Source organism: Glycomyces mayteni, from assembly GCF_042428885.1.
GTDB lineage: Bacteria > Actinomycetota > Actinomycetes > Mycobacteriales > Micromonosporaceae > Glycomyces > Glycomyces mayteni.
This window is the reverse complement of the sequence record NZ_JBHMBP010000002.1, coordinates 1,132,218-1,149,129: the sequence shown is the minus strand read 5'-3', so window position 1 is coordinate 1,149,129 and position 16,912 is coordinate 1,132,218. Positions and strand designations below refer to the sequence as shown.

General features: G+C 73.4%; 17 protein-coding genes and 1 pseudogene. 6 read left to right on the top strand and 12 right to left on the bottom strand.

The features are described 5' to 3' along the window. Nucleotide 1: 1 nt before the first annotated feature. Nucleotides 2-883 carry a transketolase family protein gene (locus ACFFXY_RS11895; RefSeq protein WP_382350635.1) on the bottom strand — a complete coding sequence of 294 codons (882 nt, stop codon included), beginning with the start codon at nt 881-883 and terminating at the stop codon, nt 2-4. Between the two features lie 39 nt (nt 884-922). Beyond that, nucleotides 923-1,609 (bottom strand): thiamine pyrophosphate-binding protein, encoded by a 687-nt coding sequence (locus ACFFXY_RS11890; protein WP_382350182.1) that lies wholly within the window; start codon nt 1,607-1,609, stop codon nt 923-925. Between the two features lie 59 nt (nt 1,610-1,668). On the opposite strand from ACFFXY_RS11890, the gene soxR reads away from it, so the two are divergent. After that, nucleotides 1,669-2,124, top strand: a complete 456-nt coding sequence (gene soxR, locus ACFFXY_RS11885; protein ID WP_382350179.1) for a redox-sensitive transcriptional activator SoxR — start codon at nt 1,669-1,671, stop codon at nt 2,122-2,124. Between the two features lie 44 nt (nt 2,125-2,168). Here soxR and ACFFXY_RS11880 read toward each other — a convergent pair whose 3' ends face one another. Continuing rightward, nucleotides 2,169-3,101 (bottom strand): SDR family oxidoreductase, encoded by a 933-nt coding sequence (locus ACFFXY_RS11880; RefSeq protein ID WP_382350176.1) that lies wholly within the window; start codon nt 3,099-3,101, stop codon nt 2,169-2,171. A 167-nt stretch (nt 3,102-3,268) separates the two neighbouring features. On the opposite strand from ACFFXY_RS11880, the gene ACFFXY_RS11875 reads away from it, so the two are divergent. Continuing rightward, a complete protein-coding gene (locus ACFFXY_RS11875) occupies nt 3,269-4,102 on the top strand; it encodes a helix-turn-helix transcriptional regulator (protein WP_382350173.1) in 834 nt (277 codons plus the stop codon). On the opposite strand, the gene ACFFXY_RS11870 is transcribed toward ACFFXY_RS11875, so the two are convergent. Next, the gene (locus ACFFXY_RS11870; RefSeq protein WP_382350170.1) at nt 4,103-4,915 is read right to left on the bottom strand and encodes an oxidoreductase; all 813 of its coding nucleotides are present in this window, start codon (nt 4,913-4,915) and stop codon (nt 4,103-4,105) included. A 2-nt stretch (nt 4,916-4,917) separates the two neighbouring features. Next, nucleotides 4,918-6,090, bottom strand: a complete 1,173-nt coding sequence (locus ACFFXY_RS11865) for a cytochrome P450 (protein ID WP_382350167.1) — start codon at nt 6,088-6,090, stop codon at nt 4,918-4,920. 152 nt (nt 6,091-6,242) lie between these two features. Between ACFFXY_RS11865 and ACFFXY_RS11860 the strand changes: the two are divergent. Next, nucleotides 6,243-6,920, top strand: a pseudogene (locus ACFFXY_RS11860) (GbsR/MarR family transcriptional regulator); the annotation flags it as partial. Between the two features lie 12 nt (nt 6,921-6,932). Here ACFFXY_RS11860 and ACFFXY_RS11855 read toward each other — a convergent pair. Further along, a complete protein-coding gene (locus tag ACFFXY_RS11855) occupies nt 6,933-7,466 on the bottom strand; it encodes a nucleoside/nucleotide kinase family protein (RefSeq protein WP_382350164.1) in 534 nt (177 codons plus the stop codon). A gap of 78 nt (nt 7,467-7,544) precedes the next feature. Here ACFFXY_RS11855 and ACFFXY_RS11850 point away from each other — a divergent pair, with 78 nt between their 5' ends. Then, entirely contained in the window at nt 7,545-7,769 is a 225-nt protein-coding gene (locus tag ACFFXY_RS11850; protein WP_382350161.1) for a hypothetical protein, read from the top strand. A gap of 50 nt (nt 7,770-7,819) precedes the next feature. Here ACFFXY_RS11850 and ACFFXY_RS11845 read toward each other — a convergent pair whose 3' ends face one another. Then, nucleotides 7,820-9,910, bottom strand: a complete 2,091-nt coding sequence (locus tag ACFFXY_RS11845) for an MMPL family transporter (protein ID WP_382350158.1) — start codon at nt 9,908-9,910, stop codon at nt 7,820-7,822. A 150-nt stretch (nt 9,911-10,060) separates the two neighbouring features. Here ACFFXY_RS11845 and sigJ point away from each other — a divergent pair, with 150 nt between their 5' ends. Beyond that, a complete protein-coding gene (gene sigJ / locus ACFFXY_RS11840; protein ID WP_382350632.1) occupies nt 10,061-10,921 on the top strand; it encodes an RNA polymerase sigma factor SigJ in 861 nt (286 codons plus the stop codon). Between the two features lie 15 nt (nt 10,922-10,936). Here the strand turns inward: sigJ and ACFFXY_RS11835 are convergent, their stop codons facing one another. The 4 genes from ACFFXY_RS11835 to ACFFXY_RS11820 all read right to left on the bottom strand — a co-directional run bounded on the left by ACFFXY_RS11835 (nt 10,937) and on the right by ACFFXY_RS11820 (nt 14,523). Then, nucleotides 10,937-11,416: a hypothetical protein gene (locus ACFFXY_RS11835; RefSeq protein ID WP_382350155.1), complete on the bottom strand. Its 480-nt coding sequence runs from the start codon at nt 11,414-11,416 to the stop codon at nt 10,937-10,939. A 73-nt stretch (nt 11,417-11,489) separates the two neighbouring features. Continuing rightward, nucleotides 11,490-12,125, bottom strand: coding sequence for a DUF4333 domain-containing protein (locus ACFFXY_RS11830; protein WP_382350153.1), 636 nt, complete (start codon nt 12,123-12,125; stop codon nt 11,490-11,492). Between the two features lie 143 nt (nt 12,126-12,268). Further along, a complete protein-coding gene (locus tag ACFFXY_RS11825) occupies nt 12,269-12,949 on the bottom strand; it encodes a response regulator (RefSeq protein ID WP_382350150.1) in 681 nt (226 codons plus the stop codon). Next, nucleotides 12,946-14,523, bottom strand: coding sequence for an ATP-binding protein (locus ACFFXY_RS11820; protein ID WP_382350147.1), 1,578 nt, complete (start codon nt 14,521-14,523; stop codon nt 12,946-12,948). Before ACFFXY_RS11820 ends, ACFFXY_RS11825 begins: the two co-directional genes overlap by 4 nt. Nucleotides 14,524-14,639: 116 nt before the next feature. Between ACFFXY_RS11820 and ACFFXY_RS11815 the strand changes: the two genes are divergently transcribed. Continuing rightward, the gene (locus tag ACFFXY_RS11815; protein WP_382350144.1) at nt 14,640-16,001 is read left to right on the top strand and encodes a cation:dicarboxylate symporter family transporter; all 1,362 of its coding nucleotides are present in this window, start codon (nt 14,640-14,642) and stop codon (nt 15,999-16,001) included. Nucleotides 16,002-16,056: 55 nt separating this feature from the next. On the opposite strand, the gene ACFFXY_RS11810 is transcribed toward ACFFXY_RS11815, so the two are convergent. Then, a complete protein-coding gene (locus ACFFXY_RS11810) occupies nt 16,057-16,905 on the bottom strand; it encodes a hypothetical protein (protein WP_382350141.1) in 849 nt (282 codons plus the stop codon). Between the last annotated feature and the right edge of the window lie 7 nt (nt 16,906-16,912).

The window sequence follows — 16,912 nt, the reverse complement described above, 5'->3', positions numbered from 1 at the left end:
GTCAGAGGAACGCCTTCAGGCGGGCCGCGATCCCCTGGGGGTCGAGGCCGTGGAGGCGCTCGTGGTCGGCGGCCGTGCCGTAGCGGCGCAGTTCGGTGCGGCCGACGCCCACGGAGAGGAGCCGGTGGGGCCGGTCGGCGAGGGCTTCGGAGGCGATCGCCGCCGAGGTGCCTTCGAGGTAGGGCTCCACGAGGACGACCGTGTTCCCGGTGCGGGAGGCGAGGTCGCGCAGGCCCGCGGTGTCGAAGGGGCGCGGCGTGTTCGTGTAGGCGACCGTGACGTCGAGGCCCTCGGTGGCCGCGAGCGCGTTGTCGAGCAGCGGGCCGACCGCGACCACGGTCGCCCGGGAGCCCTCGCGGAGGACGACCAGGTCGCCGTCGGCGCCCGCGTGCGCGGCCGCGTTGTGGCGCAAGGAGAGGCGCACGTAGGCGCCTTCGGTCGAGTCGACCGCGCGGTCCAGGAGCGGGGGGACCTCGCCGGCGTGCCCGGGGACGAGCACGCGCCAGTCCGGGAGGGTGTCGAACAGGGCCACGTCGCGGGGGCTGAAGTGGGTGTAGCTGCCTTCGGCCCAGTCGTAGGAGGCGCCGACGCTGACGAGGACGCCGCTGGTGCCCTGGTGTCCGAAGTCGAGCTTCACCTGCTCGAAGGCGCGTTCGACGAGGAACGGCGCGTACGTGTGGGCCATGGGGCGCAGGCCCGCGAGGGCGAGGCCCCCGGCGGCGCCCACGAGGAGCTGCTCGCGGATGCCGACGTTGAGGACGCGGCCGGGGTGCTTCGCGGCGGCCTCGGTGAAGGAGTCGTCGGAGATGTCGGCGAGGACGAGCGCGAGGAACGGGTTCACGTCGAGCAGCGCGCTCGTGTGCTCGGTCCAGGCCTCGCGCATGGTCTTGGCTTCGGTGGTCATGGCGGTGCTCCAGGTGGCTCAGGCGTGGTGGGGGGTCGTGGTGCTGGCGGCGACGGTGACGCGCGGGCCGCCGGGGTGGGGCTCGGTCAGCGACGCGTAGAGGGCCTCGTGGTCGGTCGAGTCGACAGTGGACGCGGCCCAGCCGTTGACGGCGAAGCGCGACGCGACGCCGCCGGGCCAGCCGTGGGAGGCGGAGCCGTTGTCGGCGACGATCACGTGGAGGTTCGCCAGGCCGGTGGCGCCCGCGTACGCGATGGCCTCGTGGTTGGAGCCCTCGTCCAGTTCGGCGTCGCCGACCAGGACGTACACCTGGGAGTCGTACCCCTTGGCGCGCAGTCCGAGTGCGAGGCCGACGCCGAGCGGCAGGCCGTGCCCGAGGGACCCGGCGGAGATCTCCGCGCCGGGCACGAGCGTCCGGTCCGGGTGGGAGCCGAGCCGCGAGTCCGCGTCGGCGATCGAGTCGAGCCAGGACTCCGGGAAGAAGCCCTTCGCGGCGAGGACCGCGTAGAAGGCGCTGGGGCCGTGGCCCTTCGACAGCAGGAACCGGTCGCGGGCCGGGTCGTCGGGGCGTGCCGGGTCGATGCGCAGGATCCGGTCGTACAGGACCCAGATCGGGTCGAGCGTGTAGGTCTTGACGATCGGGTAGCGGACGTCGGAGACGGAGCGTCGCGCGAGTGCCAGGGCGTCCTCGTATGTGGCGGTCATGGCGGTCATCATGTAACTTCAAGTCGACTTGAAGTAAAGCGGTTGGTGAGCGGAGACACATGACGGAGCACGATCCGCACGCGGTGCTGACGATCGGCGACTTCGCCGCGCGCGCCGGGGTGGCGACCTCGGCGGTGCGCTACTACGAGTCGCTGGGCCTGGTGGCCTCGGTCCGCACCGGCGGCAACCAGCGGCGCTATCGCCGGGCCGAGCTGCGGCGCGTCGCGTTCGTGCGGGCCGCGCAGTCCGTCGGCCTGTCGCTCGACGAGGTCAAGGACGCGCTCGACCGCCTCCCCGGCAAGCGCGTCCCCGACCGGGCCGACTGGCTGCGGCTCTCCGCGGAGTGGCGGCGGCGCCTGGAGGGCGAGATCGCGCGCCTCAAGGACCTCCAGGAGGACCTCGACGGCTGCGTGGGCTGCGGGTGCCTGTCGCTGGAGAAGTGCGCGGTCTACAACCTCGGCGACAAGCTCGCCGCCGACGGCCCCGGCCCGCAGCGCGGGTTCAAGACCGCTTGAGCGGCGTCGAAGCGGACGTTCGCGCCGGGCGGGACCCTAGGCGGTCAGCGGGCGGGCATCGCGGTCCGTGTCAGGTCCTCGGAGACGCGCCAGATTCGTCGGGCCTCTTCGGCGCTGCGCAGCGGCGGGTAGAGGCGCTGGAGCGCGGGCGGGCCGCCGAGGCGGCCGGGGCCGCTCGGGCCGTAGAGGACGCCCGGTTCGCCGGTCGCGGCGAGGAGCGCCGGGAGCTTCGCGGTCGCCACGGTGCCGAGGAGGATGCCGCGGGAGGAGAGGAAGCGGATGAGGCGCACCCCGGCGGTGTCGCGGTCGCGGCCGAGTTCGGGGCGGGCGGCGAGGAGGCTCGTGGGGGCGACCCCGGGATGGGACAGGTTGCTGCTGATCCCCCAGCCTTCGGCGCGGCTGCGGCGGTCGAGTTCGAGGCCGAAGAGGCCGAACGCGATCTTCGACTGGCTGTAGGCGCGCCCGCCGTGGTAGCCGCGTTCCCAGTTCAGGTCGTCCCAGTTGATGCGGCCGCGGCGGGCGGCGACGCTGATCTGGGAGGTCACGCGGGCGCGCCCGGCGCGCAGCAGCGGGAGCAGGCGGGCGACGAGCGCGAAGTGCCCGAGGTGGTTGGTGCCGAACTGGAGCTCGAAGCCGTCGGCGGTGGTCTGGCGCTCCGGCGGGGTCATGACCCCGGCGTTGTTGACCAGGAGGTGGATCGGGCGGCCGTCGCGCACGAGCGCGTCGGCGAGCGCTTCGACGGACGCGAGGGAGGACAGTTCGAGGTCCTGGAGCTCGACGCGGGCGCCGGGGACGCTCGCGCGGATGCGCTCGGCGGCGGCGTCCCCTTTGCGGCGGTTGCGCACGGGCATGACGACCTCGGCGCCCGCGGCGGCGAGCCGCTCGGCGATGCCGAGGCCCATGCCGTCGCTGGCGCCGGTGACGACGGCGCGCTTGCCGGTCAGGTCGGGGATCGTGATGTCGATGGTGCGTGTCATGTGCGGCTCCTCGCTGGTCAGACAACCACAATGCGCGCCGCCGCGCGGCGTATCCAGGGCCCGCCGATCCGAGGCTGCGCGGAGCGCGCCCGCGCAAGGGGGGATCGGCGGGCCGTGGTTCAGGACGGCCGGGGGCGGTATACAGGAGCGGACGCAGGGAGGACGCTTTGATCGACCGCACCGGACTGGCCGGGTTCCTCCGGTCGAGGCGCGAGGCGCTGCAACCGGAGGACGTGGGGCTGCCGCGGGGCGCGCGGCGCCGGACCGCGGGCCTGCGCCGCGAGGAGGTCGCGGCGCTGTGCCACATGTCCGTGGACTACTACTCGCGGCTCGAACGCGAGCGCGGCCCGCAGCCGTCGGAGCAGATGCTCGCCTCGATCGCGCAGGGCCTGCACCTGACGCGCATCGAACGCGACCACCTGTTCCGCCTCGCGGGGCACCGGCCGCCCGTCGCGGGGGTCGTCGGCGAGCACATCAGCCCCGGGCTGCTGCGCGTCCTCGACCGGCTCGGCGACACGCCCGCCGAGATCGTCACGGAACTGGGCGAGACGCTGCGGCAGACGCCCCTCGGCGTGGCGCTGACCGGGGACGCCACGCGGTTCACCGGGCCCGAGCGGAGCCTGGGGTTCCGGTGGTTCACCGTCCCGGCCGTGCGGGAGCGGTACGCGCCCGAGGAGCACGCGTTCCTGGGCCGCATGTATGCGTCGGGGCTGCGCGAGATCACCGCGCTGCGCGGCCCGGGATCGCGGGCCGCGCAGCTCGCCGACCTCCTGCTGGCGCGCAGCGGGGAGTTCCGGCGCCTGTGGGAGGCGCATGAGGTGGGGCTGCGGCCGAACGAAGTCAAGCATTTCGTGCATCCGGAGGTCGGCGGCATGGAGCTGCACTGCCAGCGCCTCGTGGACCCCGACTGCCTGCACTCGCTCATGGTGTACACGGCCGTGCCGGGGACCGAGAGCCATGAGCGGCTGCGGCTGCTGGCGGCGGTCGCGCCGCCGGTGTGATCAGACCTTGCGGGTGACCATCGCGTCCCATTCGCGGTCGGTCATGGACTTGTTCAGGCCGATGAGCTGCTCGGCAAGGTGGCCCACGGCGCAGCGGGTCGCGGGCTCGCCGGCTTCGACGGCCTCGCGGATCGCGGCGGCGACGACCTCGGGGTCGGAGCCGTCGTCGAGGCCGGTCTCGGCGGCCTTGGCCATGGTCTCGGCGCGGTCGGCGTAGGGGCCGTCGCCGGAGTAGTGGCGCAGCTGGGCCGAGGTGGAGTCCTCGAAGGGGGTGCGGATGATGCCGGGCTGGACGACGACCACGTCGATCCCGAAGGGCGCCACCTCCATCCGCAGCGTGTCCGAGAACCCTTCGAGGGCGTGCTTGGACGCGTAGTACCAGGCGCCGAACGGGAGGGCGATCTCCCCGCCGATCGAGGAGACGTTGACGATCCGCCCGAAGCCGTGCTCGCGCATGGAGGGCAGCACGAGCTGCACGAGGCGGGCCGGGGCGAGGACGTTCAGCTCGAACTGGTCGCGGGCGAGGCCGAGCGGGACCTCCTCGACCGAGCCGTGGAGGACGGACCCGGCGTTGTTGACGAGGACGTCGATGCGGCCTTCGGCGTCGAGGACGGTGGCGACGGCGCGTTCGAGGTCGCCGCCGATGCGCGCGTCCATGCGGATCGCGTGGCCCCCGGCGGCGACGATCGGCTCCATGTTGGGGACGCGGCGGGCGGCGCCGTAGACGGTGTGCCCGGCCGCGGCCAGGTCGAGCGCGGCGGCGAGGCCGATGCCGGAGGAGGCGCCGGTGATGAGGCAGACCCTGGGTTCCATGTTCATTCCTTCCAGTCGACGGGCAGTTCGTGGACGCCGTAGACGACCATGTCGGTGCGCAGGGGCACCTGTTCGGGCGGGACGGCGAGGCGCAGGTCCGGGAAGCGCGAGAACAGCGCCGAGAGGACCACTTCGAGTTCGACGCGGGCGAGCTGCTGGCCGAGGCACTGGTGGATGCCGTGGCCGAAGCCGACGTGCCCGTTCGCGCTGCGGCGCAGGTCGAGCCGGTCGGGGTCGGGGAACTTCGCCGGGTCGTGGTTGGCGGCGGGGATCGAGACGGTGACGGCCTCCCCGGCCTTGACGGTCTCGCCGTGCAGCTCGACGTCTTCGAGGGCGGTGCGCACGAGGACGGGGACGACGCTGAGGTAGCGCATGAGCTCCTCGACGGCGCCGGTGACGGACCCGGGCTCGCTGCGCAGGACCGCGAGCTGGTCGGGGTTGGCCAGGAGCGCGAACGCGCCCATGCCGATCATGTTGGAGGTCGTGTCGAGCCCGGCCCCCAGGAGCAGGAACGCGATCATGACGAGCTCCTGGTCGGTGAGGTCGGTGTGGACCAGGTCGGAGAGGAGGTCGTCGGTGGGGTCCTCGCGTTTGCGGGCGACGAGGCCGGCCAGGTAGGCGAAGAGGACGCCGGTGGTCGCCTGGAGCTCGTCCCTGGTGGCGCCCAGGCGGAACAGCGGGGCCGACCGCTCCTCGAACTCGGCGCGCTCGGCGTGCGGGATGCCGAGGAGCTCCCCGATCATCTGCGCGGGCACGGGGAACGCGAGGGCGGCGACGAGGTCGACGGGGCCGTCCTGCTCGGCCATGGCGTCGAGGCGCTCCTCGGTGAAGGCGCGCACGCGGTCGGAGAGCAGGCGCATGCGCCGAGTGGTGAACTTCCCGGCGAGCAGGCGCCGGTAGCGGGTGTGGTCGGGCGGGTCGAGCGAGATGAGCGCGCCGGGCGGGGCGGGGTCGGTGGAGCCGTTCAGGCCCTCGATGGGAATGTGCCGCAGGTCGGTGCGGGAGCTGAAGCGGCGGTCGGCGAGCACGTCGCGGACGACGGCGTGCCCGGTGGCGAGCCAGCCTTCGTGGCCGTCCGGGTAGCGCATGCGGCTCAGCGGCGGCAGCGCGCGAAGTGCGGGCGGCGGGTCGAACGGCCGGTCGGCGGCGCGTTCGGCTGGCAGTGACGGGATCATCGTGGGGCTCCTTCCGCGGGTGTCCTTGTCCCGGTTCGGATCGTATGCTCGGGTTTCACGATCGCACTACCATTGGTTCGGAAAGTGCCAGTTCAGGGGCGCGAGGTCGGTGCAATAACCTTGCGGCTCGATGCATCGGAAGGGGCGGCGCGGTGCCGGGAGGACGACTGGGGTTCGAGGACCGGCGGCGGATCGCCGCGGGGCTCGCGCAGGGGTTGAGCTGCGCGCAGATCGCGCGGTCGCTGGGGCGGCCGGGGTCGACGGTGAGCCGGGAGGTGGCCCGGAACGGGGGCCCGCGGCGGTACCGGGCGAACCTCGCGCAGCAGGCGTCGCAGTGGCGGGCGCGGCGGCGCGAACCGCACCCGGTGCAGCGGGAGTCGCGGGAGGGGCCGCTGGACCGGCGGGAGTTCGAGGAGCGGTTCGCGCAGGTGATGACCGAGACCGGGCTGCCGGCGATGACCGCGCGCGTGATGGCGTGCCTGTACACGGTGGACGCGGACGGGATCGGGGCGGCGGCGCTGGCCGAGCGTCTCGGCGTCAGTCCCGCTTCGGTCTCGAAGTCGGTGTCGTGGCTGGTGGACCGGGGGATGGTCGCGCGCGAGCGGGACGGGCGGCGCCAGCGCTACCGCATCCACGAGCAGTCGTCGTACTTCGCGTGGCGGCGCAGCATCGAGGGGATCGCGCGCTGGGCGGACCTGGCGGCCCAGGGCGCGGCGCTGTACGGCGAGGGCCCGGCCGCGGCGCGGCTGCGGGCCTCCGGCGAGTTCTACCGGTTCCTGGGCCGCGACATGGCGCAGGCCGCCGAGCACTGGCGGCAGGTGCTCGGAGCGCCCGACGCGGCGTTACCAGCCCGCGTGGTCGATGACCTCGGCGGCGATGTCGGTGACGGTGCGACGGTCGGTGGGCACGCGGCGGACCCACGCGGGGGCGTGCGCTTCGAGGTAGGCGGCGGCGCGGGCGCTGCGCTCGACGTGGGCGTCGTAGGCGCCGCCGATCTCGCGGCCGCGCAGGCGCTCGGCGACCGTGGCGGCCTCGGCGGTGAGGAGCACGCCGATGGGGGTGACGGGCCCGCCCATCGCGGCGGCGAGCATCTCGGACTCGGTGACGGCGACGGTGTTGCAGTAGACGAGGCGGCGGCAGCCGAGGTCGGCGTAGTTGCCCCACATGGCCGCGAGGTTCCGCGCGGTGATGGCGCTGCGGTCGGGGTCGTCCGCGGGCGCGGGGTGGATCTGGTCGAGGACGTCGCCTTCGATGTGGGCGTGGGCGACCGCGCGCTCCTGGAGCAGCGCGGAGACCTCCCACGCGACGGAGCTCTTCCCCGCGCCGGAGCGGCCGCCGATGAGGAGCAGTTCGGAAGGCTCGGAAGGCGTTGTCATGCACCGATTGTGGCAGGGCCCCCGGCGGTGGTCGCGCCGTTTTATGGTGGAGCCCTGCCCAACTGAAGGAGCCCTCCGATGGAAGTCATCATGGCGCTGATCGTCGTGGCAATCATCATCGTGGTGATCGCCGCCGTCGCGAACCGCGGCAAGCCCCGCCGCACCGGTTCGTACTCCTACTCCGACTCCTCCGGGTCCTCCTGGAGCGGCTCGTCGGACTCCGGGGGCGGCTACTCGGACTGCGGCCCCGGCGACTCGGGCGGCGGAGGCGGGGACTCCGGCGGCGGCGGGGGCTGCGACTAGGCGCGGGTCCAGGTGACGGCGGCGCCCCTCGCGGGAGGGGCGCCGCCGCCTCAGCGGGTTGCGGCGATCGGTTCGCGGTCCCGTTCGGCGGCAATGGGTCCGTGGTCGCGGAAGAGGCGGCTGGGCCACCACATCCAGCGGCCCGCGTCGAGGGTCAGGGCCGTGACGAGGACCGAGCGGACCACGAGCGTGTCGAGCAGGACCCCGAAGGCGACCGCGAAGCCCAGTTCGGCGGCGAACGTCAGGGGCAGCGACCCCATGGCCGCGAACGTCCCGGCCAGGACCAGGCCCGCGGAGGTGATGACCCCGCCGGTGGCCGACAGGCCCTCAAGTGCGGCACGCTTCGTCCCGAGGCTGGGGGCGAGTTCGCGGACGCGGGCGACCAGGAAGATGTTGTAGTCCACGCCGAGGGCCACCAGGAACACGAAGACCAGCAGCGGGAACGAGGCCTCGGCGCCCGCGAACCCGAAGACGTGCTCGAAGACGAGGGCGCTGACCCCGAGGGCCGCGCCGAAGGACAGCACGACCGTGGCGATGAGCAGCAGCGGCGCGACGAGCGCCCGCAGCAGCAGCGCCAGGATCAGGAAGACCGTGGCCAGGACGATCGGGATGATCACCAGCGAGTCCCGTTCGGCCGCATGCTGGGTGTCGAGGAGGACCGCGGTGCTCCCACCGACCAGGGCGTCGCCGCCGACCGCCCCGCGGGCGCGCTCGACGGCCGCCAGGGCCGCGTCACTCGTCGGCGGGTCCTCCAGTTCGGCGAGGATCAGGGCCTCCGAGCCGGTGACGACGGGGTCGGCGACGGCCGCGAGACCGTCCACTCCGGACAGCGCCGAGGCGACGCCGGCCGCGTCGGCGGCACTGGTGAGGACCAGCACCGGGTCCCCGGCCCCGGCCGGGAAGTGCGCGGCGAGGACCGCCTCGCCGGTGACCGACTGCGGCTCGCCCGTGAACTGGTCCCGCGCGGCGAGGCCGTCGGCCTTGAGGCCGGCGAGGCCGATCGCCATGGCGCCCAGCACGAGCGCGGTGCCGATCCACACGGCGCGGGGGCGCTCGGCGACCGCCGCGCCGACGCGGGTCCACACGCCGGGCTTCGCGGCGGCGGCCGTCCCGTACTTCGGGCGGGCGGGCCAGAAGACCCACCGGCCGCATGCCACCAGCAGCGCGGGCATGAGCGTGGTCATGGCGAGCAGGCCCACGACGATGCCGATCGCGCAGGCCGGGCCCATCCCCTGGGTCGACTTCAGCGCCGCGAACATGAGGAGCATGAGGCTGACGGCGACCGTGGCGGCGCTGGCGACCAGCGCGGGGCTGGAGCGGTGCAGGGCCTCGGCCATGGCCTCGTGCCGGTCCTCGTGGCGGCGCAGCTCCTCGCGGTAGCGGGAGATGAGCAGCAGCGCGTAGTCGGTGGCCGCGCCGAACACCAGGACGGTGAGGATGAAGCTCGTCTGGTTGTTCACGACGAGCCCGGCGTGCCTGGCGAGCAAGTAGATCACGGCCTCGGCGCCGACGAGCGCGCCGCCCGCGGTGAGCAGCGGCAGGATCGGGAGCACCGGGCTGCGGTAGGTGAGCAGCAGGATCGCGACCACGACGAGCGCGGTGATCGCGGTGAGGGCGCCGGAGCCGCTGAACGCCTTGATCGAGTCGGAGGCGTTCCCGGCCGGGCCGGTGACGTACAGGTCGAGGCCCGCGGGGCCGCCCGCGGCGGCCTCGGTCATGTCGTCGACGATCGCGCCGAGGCCGTCCCAGCCCTCCTTGCCCTTGCGGACGGGGACGACGGTCTGGATCGCCTCGCCGTCCTCGGAGACGAAGGGCCCCTGGGGTTCGCCTTCGACGCCGTCGAGGAGCGCGAACGCCGCCGCGTCCGCCTCGGCCTTCGCGAGGTCGGCGTCCGTGACGCCGCCGCCGCGCTCGTAGACGACGATCGCGGGCACGGTGTCGGCGGGCAGGAAGTCGGCGGCGCGCTCGGCGACCTCGGTCGACTCGGCGTCGGCGGGCAGCCACGCCGAGTTGTCGTTGTCCTCGACCTCGCCGAGCCGCCCGGCGAGCATCCCCGCGGGCACCAGCAGCGCGATCCACACGGCGATCACCAGCCACTTGGCGCGCCTCCCGGCCGGGAGGGTCATGAGTTTCCGTAGCATGCGGAGTCCTTTCGGGTGTCTGCCTGACCGACGACGCACCGCCCGCGAACGTGAGGGATCGGGCGCAGCTCACATTCCGGGGGCCCGCATCGTCGGAAGGAGGTGAGAGAAGGTGGACCCGTGGACGGAACCGAGGGCCTCGCGGAGGTCATGAGCGAGCGGCGGCAGCTGCTGAACCTGGCGTACCGGCTGCTCGGCTCGCTCGCCGACGCCGAGGACGCCGTGCAGGAGACGTACGCGCGCTGGTACGCGATGCCGCGCGAGCGCCAGGACGAGATCGCCTCCGTGGGCGCGTGGCTGACGACGGTGGCGAGCCGCGTCTGCCTGGACCAGTTGGGTTCGGCGCGGGCGCGGCGCGAGCGGTACGTGGGCGAGTGGATCCCCGAGCCGGTGCCCGACGCCCGCGAGTGGGCGGCGGTCCCCGCGCCCGTGGACCCGGCCGACCGGGTCACCTTGGACGAGTCGGTGTCGATGGCGTTCCTGGTGGTCCTCGACGCGATGACCCCGGCCGAGCGGGTCGCGTTCGTGCTCCACGACGTGTTCCGGTACCCGTTCGCGGAGGTCGCCCGGATCGTCGGCCGCTCCCCCGAGGCGTGCCGCCAGCTCGCGTCCTCGGCGCGGCGGCGCATCCGCGCCGAGCGCAGGCCGTCCGCGCCCGCCCGCGCGGACCTGGTGCGGGACTTCAAGACCGCGTGGGAGGCCCGCGACATGGCCGCGCTCGTGGACCTCCTCGACCCGAACGCGTCGATGACCGCCGACGGCGGCGGCCTCGTCGGCGCGGCCCTGCACCCGGTCACCGGGGCGGAGGCCATCGCGCGGTACGTGCTCGACCTGGCGCGGTGGGCCCCGGGAATGGCGATCCTGGAGCGCGCGGTCAACGGCCAGCCGGGCCTGGTGGCCCGCCGCGACGGCGTCACGGCCGCGGTGGCCGCGTTCGAGGCCGGTCCGGACCGGATCGCGCGGATCTGGGTGGTGCGCAACCCCGAGAAGCTGCGGCGCTGGCGGGAGTAGCTCCTCCCGGGAGGCTCAGCGGCGGGCCGGGAGGGGGCCGACGTGGTGGCCGTCGGCGTAGAGGCGGCGCGTGCGGGCGACGTCGATGCTGCCGCGCTTGAGGGACCCGTCGGCGTACCCGCCGCCCACGAGGATCGCGATGAGCAGCAATGGCAACAGGAGCGTGCGCACGAGCATGGCCCAGGGGCCCTTCGCGCCGATGCGGCCGCCGTCCTTGAGGCGGACCAGGCGCGTGCCGGTGAGGATCGCGCCGATCGAGCGGCCGTTGGCGTAGAAGAGGCCGTAGACGAGGGGCACGAGGACGGGGAGCGCGAAGACCAGGCCCGTGGCCAGGTTCTCGTCCACCATGGACAGCGGTGAGATCGCGATGAACCCGACGCCGATGAGCACGAGGTACACGACGAAGTCGATGAGCCAGGAGAAGCACATCCGCCAGCCGCCGGCCTCGACGTAGCGCGTGCCGTCGGCGAACGCCTTGATCTTCTCTGCTGCCATGGTGGGGAACCCTATCGATCGGTGGCGGGGCGGAGTGCGGCCCCCGCCGGGGCGCGGGGGCCGCGGGGGAAGGTCAGCCCTGGGGGACGTCGTCCACCTTGATGTCGAAGTTGAACTCCTGGCCCTCGATGCTCGTGACGGTGACGGTCACCTGGTACTCGGCGCCGTCGGCGGGGTCGATGAGCGAGCAGTACGTCTGGCGGTCGACGTAGATCATGATGTTCACCTCGCCGCAGTCGATCTCGGGCCGGTAGCCGAGCTGCGCCTCCAGGGCGTCCTCGGAGGCCTCGGCGAGGCGCGACGCCTCGATGGAGAGGCCCTGCGAGTCGTCGGCGGGCGGCGCGGAGCTCTCGGACTCGGCGGGGTCGGAGGGCTGCGACTCGGTGCCGACGGGCTCCTCGGCGACCTGCACGTCGGCGTTCCACTCGTTGCCGTCGACGCCCTTGAACGTCACGGTCGTGTCGAACGCGGTGCCGGTGTCCGGGTCGGTGAGCAGGCAGTCGACCTCGGCCCCTTCGGTGACGGTGATCGAGTCGTCGTCCCCGCAGTCGATGTCGGGCCGCGACCCGAGCTGCTCCTCCAGGGCGTCCTCGGCCGCGTCGGCGACCTCCGCGGCGGTGACGGTCGCGTCCCCGAACTGGAAGCTGCACGCGGCGAGGCCGAAGAGCAGGAAGGCGGCGGGGACGGCGGCGAGTGTTCGGCTGGGCACGGCGGGCCTTTCGTCGGCTGACGGGCGAGGATGCCCGAGGACGCGCCAATTCTGTCCCGGAGACGGGCCGGTTACGAGGCGGAAGACCGGCGGGATACCGGCGGGATCGGGTCCGGGTCTTGACGGTTCCCACCGCTCGGGACTCAGCCGGGCTTGACGAGCGTGTACCAGACCTCGGGGCGCCCGACGCTCCCGTAGTGCGGGTGGCGCTGCGCGAGGCCGTTGTCCGCCAGGTACTCCAGGTACCGGCGGGCGGTCACGCGGGCGATGCCGACCGCGGTCGCGATGGCCGCCGCCGACAGGCCCTCCGCGGCGGTGCCGAGGGCCCCGTTGATCGCGTCGAGCGTGGTCCCGCTGAGCCCCTTGGGGAGCGGGCCGGGACCGGAGGTCCGCAGCTCCCCGAGCATCCGGTCCACGTCGGTCTGGCCGCCCACCTCGCCGGGCCGGGCCACCTGCGCGCGCCACGCCGCGTAGTTCTCCAGCTTGCCCTTCAGGGTCGCGAACGCGAACGGCTTGAGCAAGTACTGCATGACGCCGGAGGAGACGGCGGCCCGGACCTCCGAGAGGTCCCGCGCGGAGGTCACGGCGATCACGTCCACCGGGGAGGCGGCCGCGCGCAGGGCGTTGCAGACCGCGAGGCCGTGCGTGTCGGGCAGGTAGAAGTCGAGGAGCACCAGGTCCACCGGGTGCTTCGCGCAGAAGCGGAGGGCGTCGCCGCCCGAGTGGACCACCCCGGCCACCGCGAACCCGGCGACGCGCTCGACGTACTGGCGGTGGGCGTCGGCGGCCACCGGGTCGTCCTCGACGACGAGTACGCGGATCATCGCACCGACGATAGCGGCACCCGGACGGTGAACACCGCGCCCTCGTCGTTGGCGACCGCGATCGCGCCGTGCAGGCGCCGCACGGCCTGCCCGACCAGCGCCAGGCCCAGGCCCCGGCCCGTGTCGCCCTTGGTCGACCAGCCGCGCCGGAAGATGTCCGCCTCGTCGGCGACGCCCGCGCCGGAGTCGGCGACGCGCACGAACAGCTCCCCCGCGTCCGTCCGGATCGTCACGGCCACGCGCGGGGTGCGCTCGGCCGCGCCCTCGACGGCCGCGTCCAGGGCGTTGTCGATGAGGTTCCCGAGGATCGTGATGAGGTCGCGGGCGTCCACCTCGCCGTCGGTCTCCTGCATCGCGGTGTCGGCGGTCAGCTCCAGGTCCACGCCGCGCTCGCTCGCCTCGCTGAGCTTCCCGAGGAGGAGCGCCGCGAGCACCGGTTCAGAGACCGCGCCCACGACCCGGTCGGTGAGCTGCTGCGCGACCTCCAGGTCCGCGGTCGCCAGCGCCACGGCCCGGTCGAGGCGGCCGAGCTCGATGAGGGAGATGACGGCGTGGAGGCGGTTGGCGGACTCGTGGGCCTGGGAGCGGAGGGACTCGGCGAAGCCGCGGACGGTGTCGAGCTCGCCGGTGAGGTTCTGGAGCTCGGTGTGGTCGCGGAGGGTCACGGCGTTGCCCATGTGGCGGTCGCCGGAGCGGACGGGCACGGTGTTGACGAGCAGGAGCCGCGTGTCGGTGAGGTGGAGCTCGTCGCTGCGCGGCTCGGGCGAGGTGAAGGTGGCGGCGAGGTCGTCGGCGAGGCCGAGGGCGGCGACGGGGGTGCCGCGGGCGCCGTCGGGGAGGCCGAGGAGGTCGCGGGCGGCGCTGTTGCACATGGCGATGCGGCCGTCGCGGCCGACGAGGACGAGTCCTTCGCGGACGGAGTGGAGGATCGCCTGGTAGTACTCGAACATGTCGCGCAGTTCGCCGGGGGCGACGCCGCGGGTCTGGCGGGAGAGGCGGGCGCTGACGAGGGAGCTGCCGGTGACGCCGACGGCGAGGACGCCCGCGGCGACGGCGGCGAGCGGGAGGAGCCGCTCGTTGAGCTCGGCGGTGATGGCGTCCACGGTGATGCCGACGGCCACGAGCGCGACGACCGCGCCGTCCTCGCCGAAGACGGGGACGACGGCGCGCACGGAGGGGCCGAGGGTGCCGGTGTAGGTCTCGGTGAAGGGGCGTCCTTCAAGGGCCGCTTCGGTGTTGCCGATGAAGTGGCGGCCGATCTGGGCGGGGTCGGGGTGGGTGAAGCGGACGCCGTCGCGGTCCATGATCGTGATGAAGTCGACGTCGGTGTCGGCGCGCACGCGCTCGGTGAACGGCTGGAGGTCGCGGCTGGGGAGCGAGGTGGCGAGGGCGTCGGTGACGGCGGGCGAGTCGGCGACGGTGGAGGCGACGGCGAGGACCTTCTCGCGGGCACCCGCGTCCACGGCTCGCTGCGCGTCGGCGTAGGCGAGGGCGGTGCCGACACCGACGAGGACGCCCACGAGGACGAGTTGCAGCGCCAGGAGCTGCCGGGCCAGGGTCCACCTTTTGCTCACGACCCATGAGAGCACACGCGGGTAACGCGACCGAAATGAACAGAATGGTGACTTGCTTCACAAGGGCCCGGATACTTCGGTTGTCAACCCCCATATCCCCCGTTGAGGAGCCGAAGATGTCTTCCCCGCCGCAGCCCCCCAAGCGCCGCGACCGCACCCATTTCCTGTACCTCGCCGTCATCGTCGCCGTGGTCCTCGGCATCGTCGTCGGCTTCGCGTTCCCCGAGTTCGCCAAGCAGCTCAAGCCGCTGGGCACCGGGTTCGTGGCCCTCATCAAGATGATGATCGTCCCGATCATCTTCTGCACGATCGTGCTCGGGATCGGCTCGGTCGCCAAGGCCGCGAAGGTCGGCAGGGTCGGGCTCATCGCCCTCGGCTACTTCCTGCTGATGTCGACGTTCGCGCTGGCGATCGGCCTGGTCGTGGGCAACCTGCTGCACCCGGGCGAGGGGATGCACCTCGACCCGACCGCGGCGGCGACGGCGCAGGAGCAGGCGTCGGAGGCGGGCAGCCACGGCACCGTGGACTTCCTGCTGGGGATCATCCCCGAGAGCATGGCGTCGGCGTTCACGTCCGGCTCCGTGCTCCAGGCGCTGCTGGTGGCGCTGCTGGCCGGGTTCGCGCTCCAGAAGATGGGGCCGGCGGGCGAGCCGCTGCTGCGCGGCATCGGGCACCTCCAGAAGCTCGTGTTCCGCATCCTCGCGATGATCATGTGGGTGGCGCCCGTGGGCGCGTTCGGCGCGATCGCGGCCGTGGTCGGCGAGACCGGCTGGGCCGCTTTGAAGGGCCTCGCGGTCATCATGCTCGGGTTCTACGCGACGTGCCTGGTGTTCGTGGTGTGCGTGCTCGGGACGGTGCTGTGGCTGGCGGCGCGGGTGAACCTGTTCCAGCTGCTGCGGTACCTGGGCCGGGAGTTCCTGCTCATCGTGTCCACCTCGTCGTCGGAGTCGGCGCTGCCGCGGCTCATCGCGAAGATGGAGCACCTCGGGGTGAGCAAGCCGGTCGTGGGCATCACCGTGCCGACCGGGTACTCGTTCAACCTGGACGGCACCGCGATCTACCTGACGATGGCGACGCTGTTCATCGCCACCGCGCAGGGCGACTCGCTGAGCATCGGCGAGCAGATCTCCCTGCTGGTCTTCATGATCATCGCCTCCAAGGGCGCGGCGGGCGTCTCGGGAGCCGGGATCGCGACCCTCGCGGGCGGGCTCCAGTCGCACCGTCCGGAGCTGGTGGACGGCGTCGGGTTCATCCTCGGCATCGACCGGTTCATGTCGGAGGCGCGGGCGCTCACCAACTTCGCGGGCAACGCCGTCGCCACGGTGCTCATCGGCACGTGGACGAAGGAGTTCGACCGGGAGCAGGCCGTCCGGGTGTTCGCGGGCCGCGACCCGTTCAACGAGGCGACGCTCGTGGACGACCACGACGCGCCCCAGATCCCGGAGCAGCCCAAGGACAAGCGGCTCGAAACCGTGTAGTCCCCGCGATCGCGAACGGGCCGCTCCCTTGCCGGATGTGCGGCCCGTTCGTCCGTCACCAGGACGAGTAGAGGCGGTGCTGCGCGGCGGTGACCGCCTCGCCGACGTCGGCGGCGAGGCCGTGGCGGCCGTCCTCGCCGAACAGGGCCGTGCGCATGAAGACGAGGTCCCGCATCCGGCCGTACCTGTCCACTGTGGCGCGGCTGAGCCCGGTCTCGGAGTAGGCCTCCCAGCGGGCGGTGTCGCCGCCGCCCTTCCCGGAGCCGATGCGCGGGAACGCGTCGTGCTTGCCGAGCAGGTCCGCGTAGTCCCAGCGCTGCTTCTCGGCCTCGACCCACGCGCGGATGAGGCACGCGGCGATCAGCTTGCCGCCCAGGCGCTCCGCGCCGCGGTGCAGGGCGAGGTCCTGGAGCGTCCCGTCGAGGGCCACGGTCACCGAGCCGATCCGGTCGACGTCGGTGCCGGTGAACTCCGGGTCGTCCGCGGGCGAGCCCGGTCCCGCGCCGACGAGCGTGCGGGACGCGGCCTCCACGATGCGCTCGGCGCGGGAGCGGAACCCGGGGTGGAGCTTCGCGATCTCGCGGATGACGAGGTGCTGCGCGGTGAGGACCTGCCGCGGCTCCATGCCCTTGCCCTTCTCGGCGGTGGCGCGCAGGACGCGCTTGACGCCGCCCCGGTAGTGCGGGTGCCGGGCTTCGACGCGCTCGATGAACTCCTCCAGCGCGTCGCCCTCGGCGGGGCCGCCGAAGTGGTGGGCGACCGCGGTCGCGTACACGCGGCGCACGGTGTCGCCGTAGGCGAGGCGCTCCCGCTCGTCCAGCTCCCGGTAGGCGATGCGGGCGTCGCGGGCGCCGGTCTGGATGTAGGCGGCGAGCGCCCCGGGTCCGGGCACGGGTCGGGGCATGGGCGTC

Coding starts and splice junctions, on each gene's coding strand:
- ACFFXY_RS11895 (WP_382350635.1), bottom strand. CDS start 883: ATGCGCGAGGCCTGGACCGAGCACACGAGCGCGCTGCTCGACGTGAAC.
- ACFFXY_RS11890 (WP_382350182.1), bottom strand. CDS start 1,609: ATGACCGCCACATACGAGGACGCCCTGGCACTCGCGCGACGCTCCGTC.
- soxR (WP_382350179.1), top strand. CDS start 1,669: ATGACGGAGCACGATCCGCACGCGGTGCTGACGATCGGCGACTTCGCC.
- ACFFXY_RS11880 (WP_382350176.1), bottom strand. CDS start 3,101: ATGACACGCACCATCGACATCACGATCCCCGACCTGACCGGCAAGCGC.
- ACFFXY_RS11870 (WP_382350170.1), bottom strand. CDS start 4,915: ATGGAACCCAGGGTCTGCCTCATCACCGGCGCCTCCTCCGGCATCGGC.
- ACFFXY_RS11865 (WP_382350167.1), bottom strand. CDS start 6,090: ATGATCCCGTCACTGCCAGCCGAACGCGCCGCCGACCGGCCGTTCGAC.
- ACFFXY_RS11855 (WP_382350164.1), bottom strand. CDS start 7,466: ATGACAACGCCTTCCGAGCCTTCCGAACTGCTCCTCATCGGCGGCCGC.
- ACFFXY_RS11850 (WP_382350161.1), top strand. CDS start 7,545: ATGGAAGTCATCATGGCGCTGATCGTCGTGGCAATCATCATCGTGGTG.
- ACFFXY_RS11845 (WP_382350158.1), bottom strand. CDS start 9,910: ATGCTACGGAAACTCATGACCCTCCCGGCCGGGAGGCGCGCCAAGTGG.
- sigJ (WP_382350632.1), top strand. CDS start 10,061: ATGAGCGAGCGGCGGCAGCTGCTGAACCTGGCGTACCGGCTGCTCGGC.
- ACFFXY_RS11835 (WP_382350155.1), bottom strand. CDS start 11,416: ATGGCAGCAGAGAAGATCAAGGCGTTCGCCGACGGCACGCGCTACGTC.
- ACFFXY_RS11825 (WP_382350150.1), bottom strand. CDS start 12,949: ATGATCCGCGTACTCGTCGTCGAGGACGACCCGGTGGCCGCCGACGCC.
- ACFFXY_RS11815 (WP_382350144.1), top strand. CDS start 14,640: ATGTCTTCCCCGCCGCAGCCCCCCAAGCGCCGCGACCGCACCCATTTC.
- ACFFXY_RS11810 (WP_382350141.1), bottom strand. CDS start 16,905: ATGCCCCGACCCGTGCCCGGACCCGGGGCGCTCGCCGCCTACATCCAG.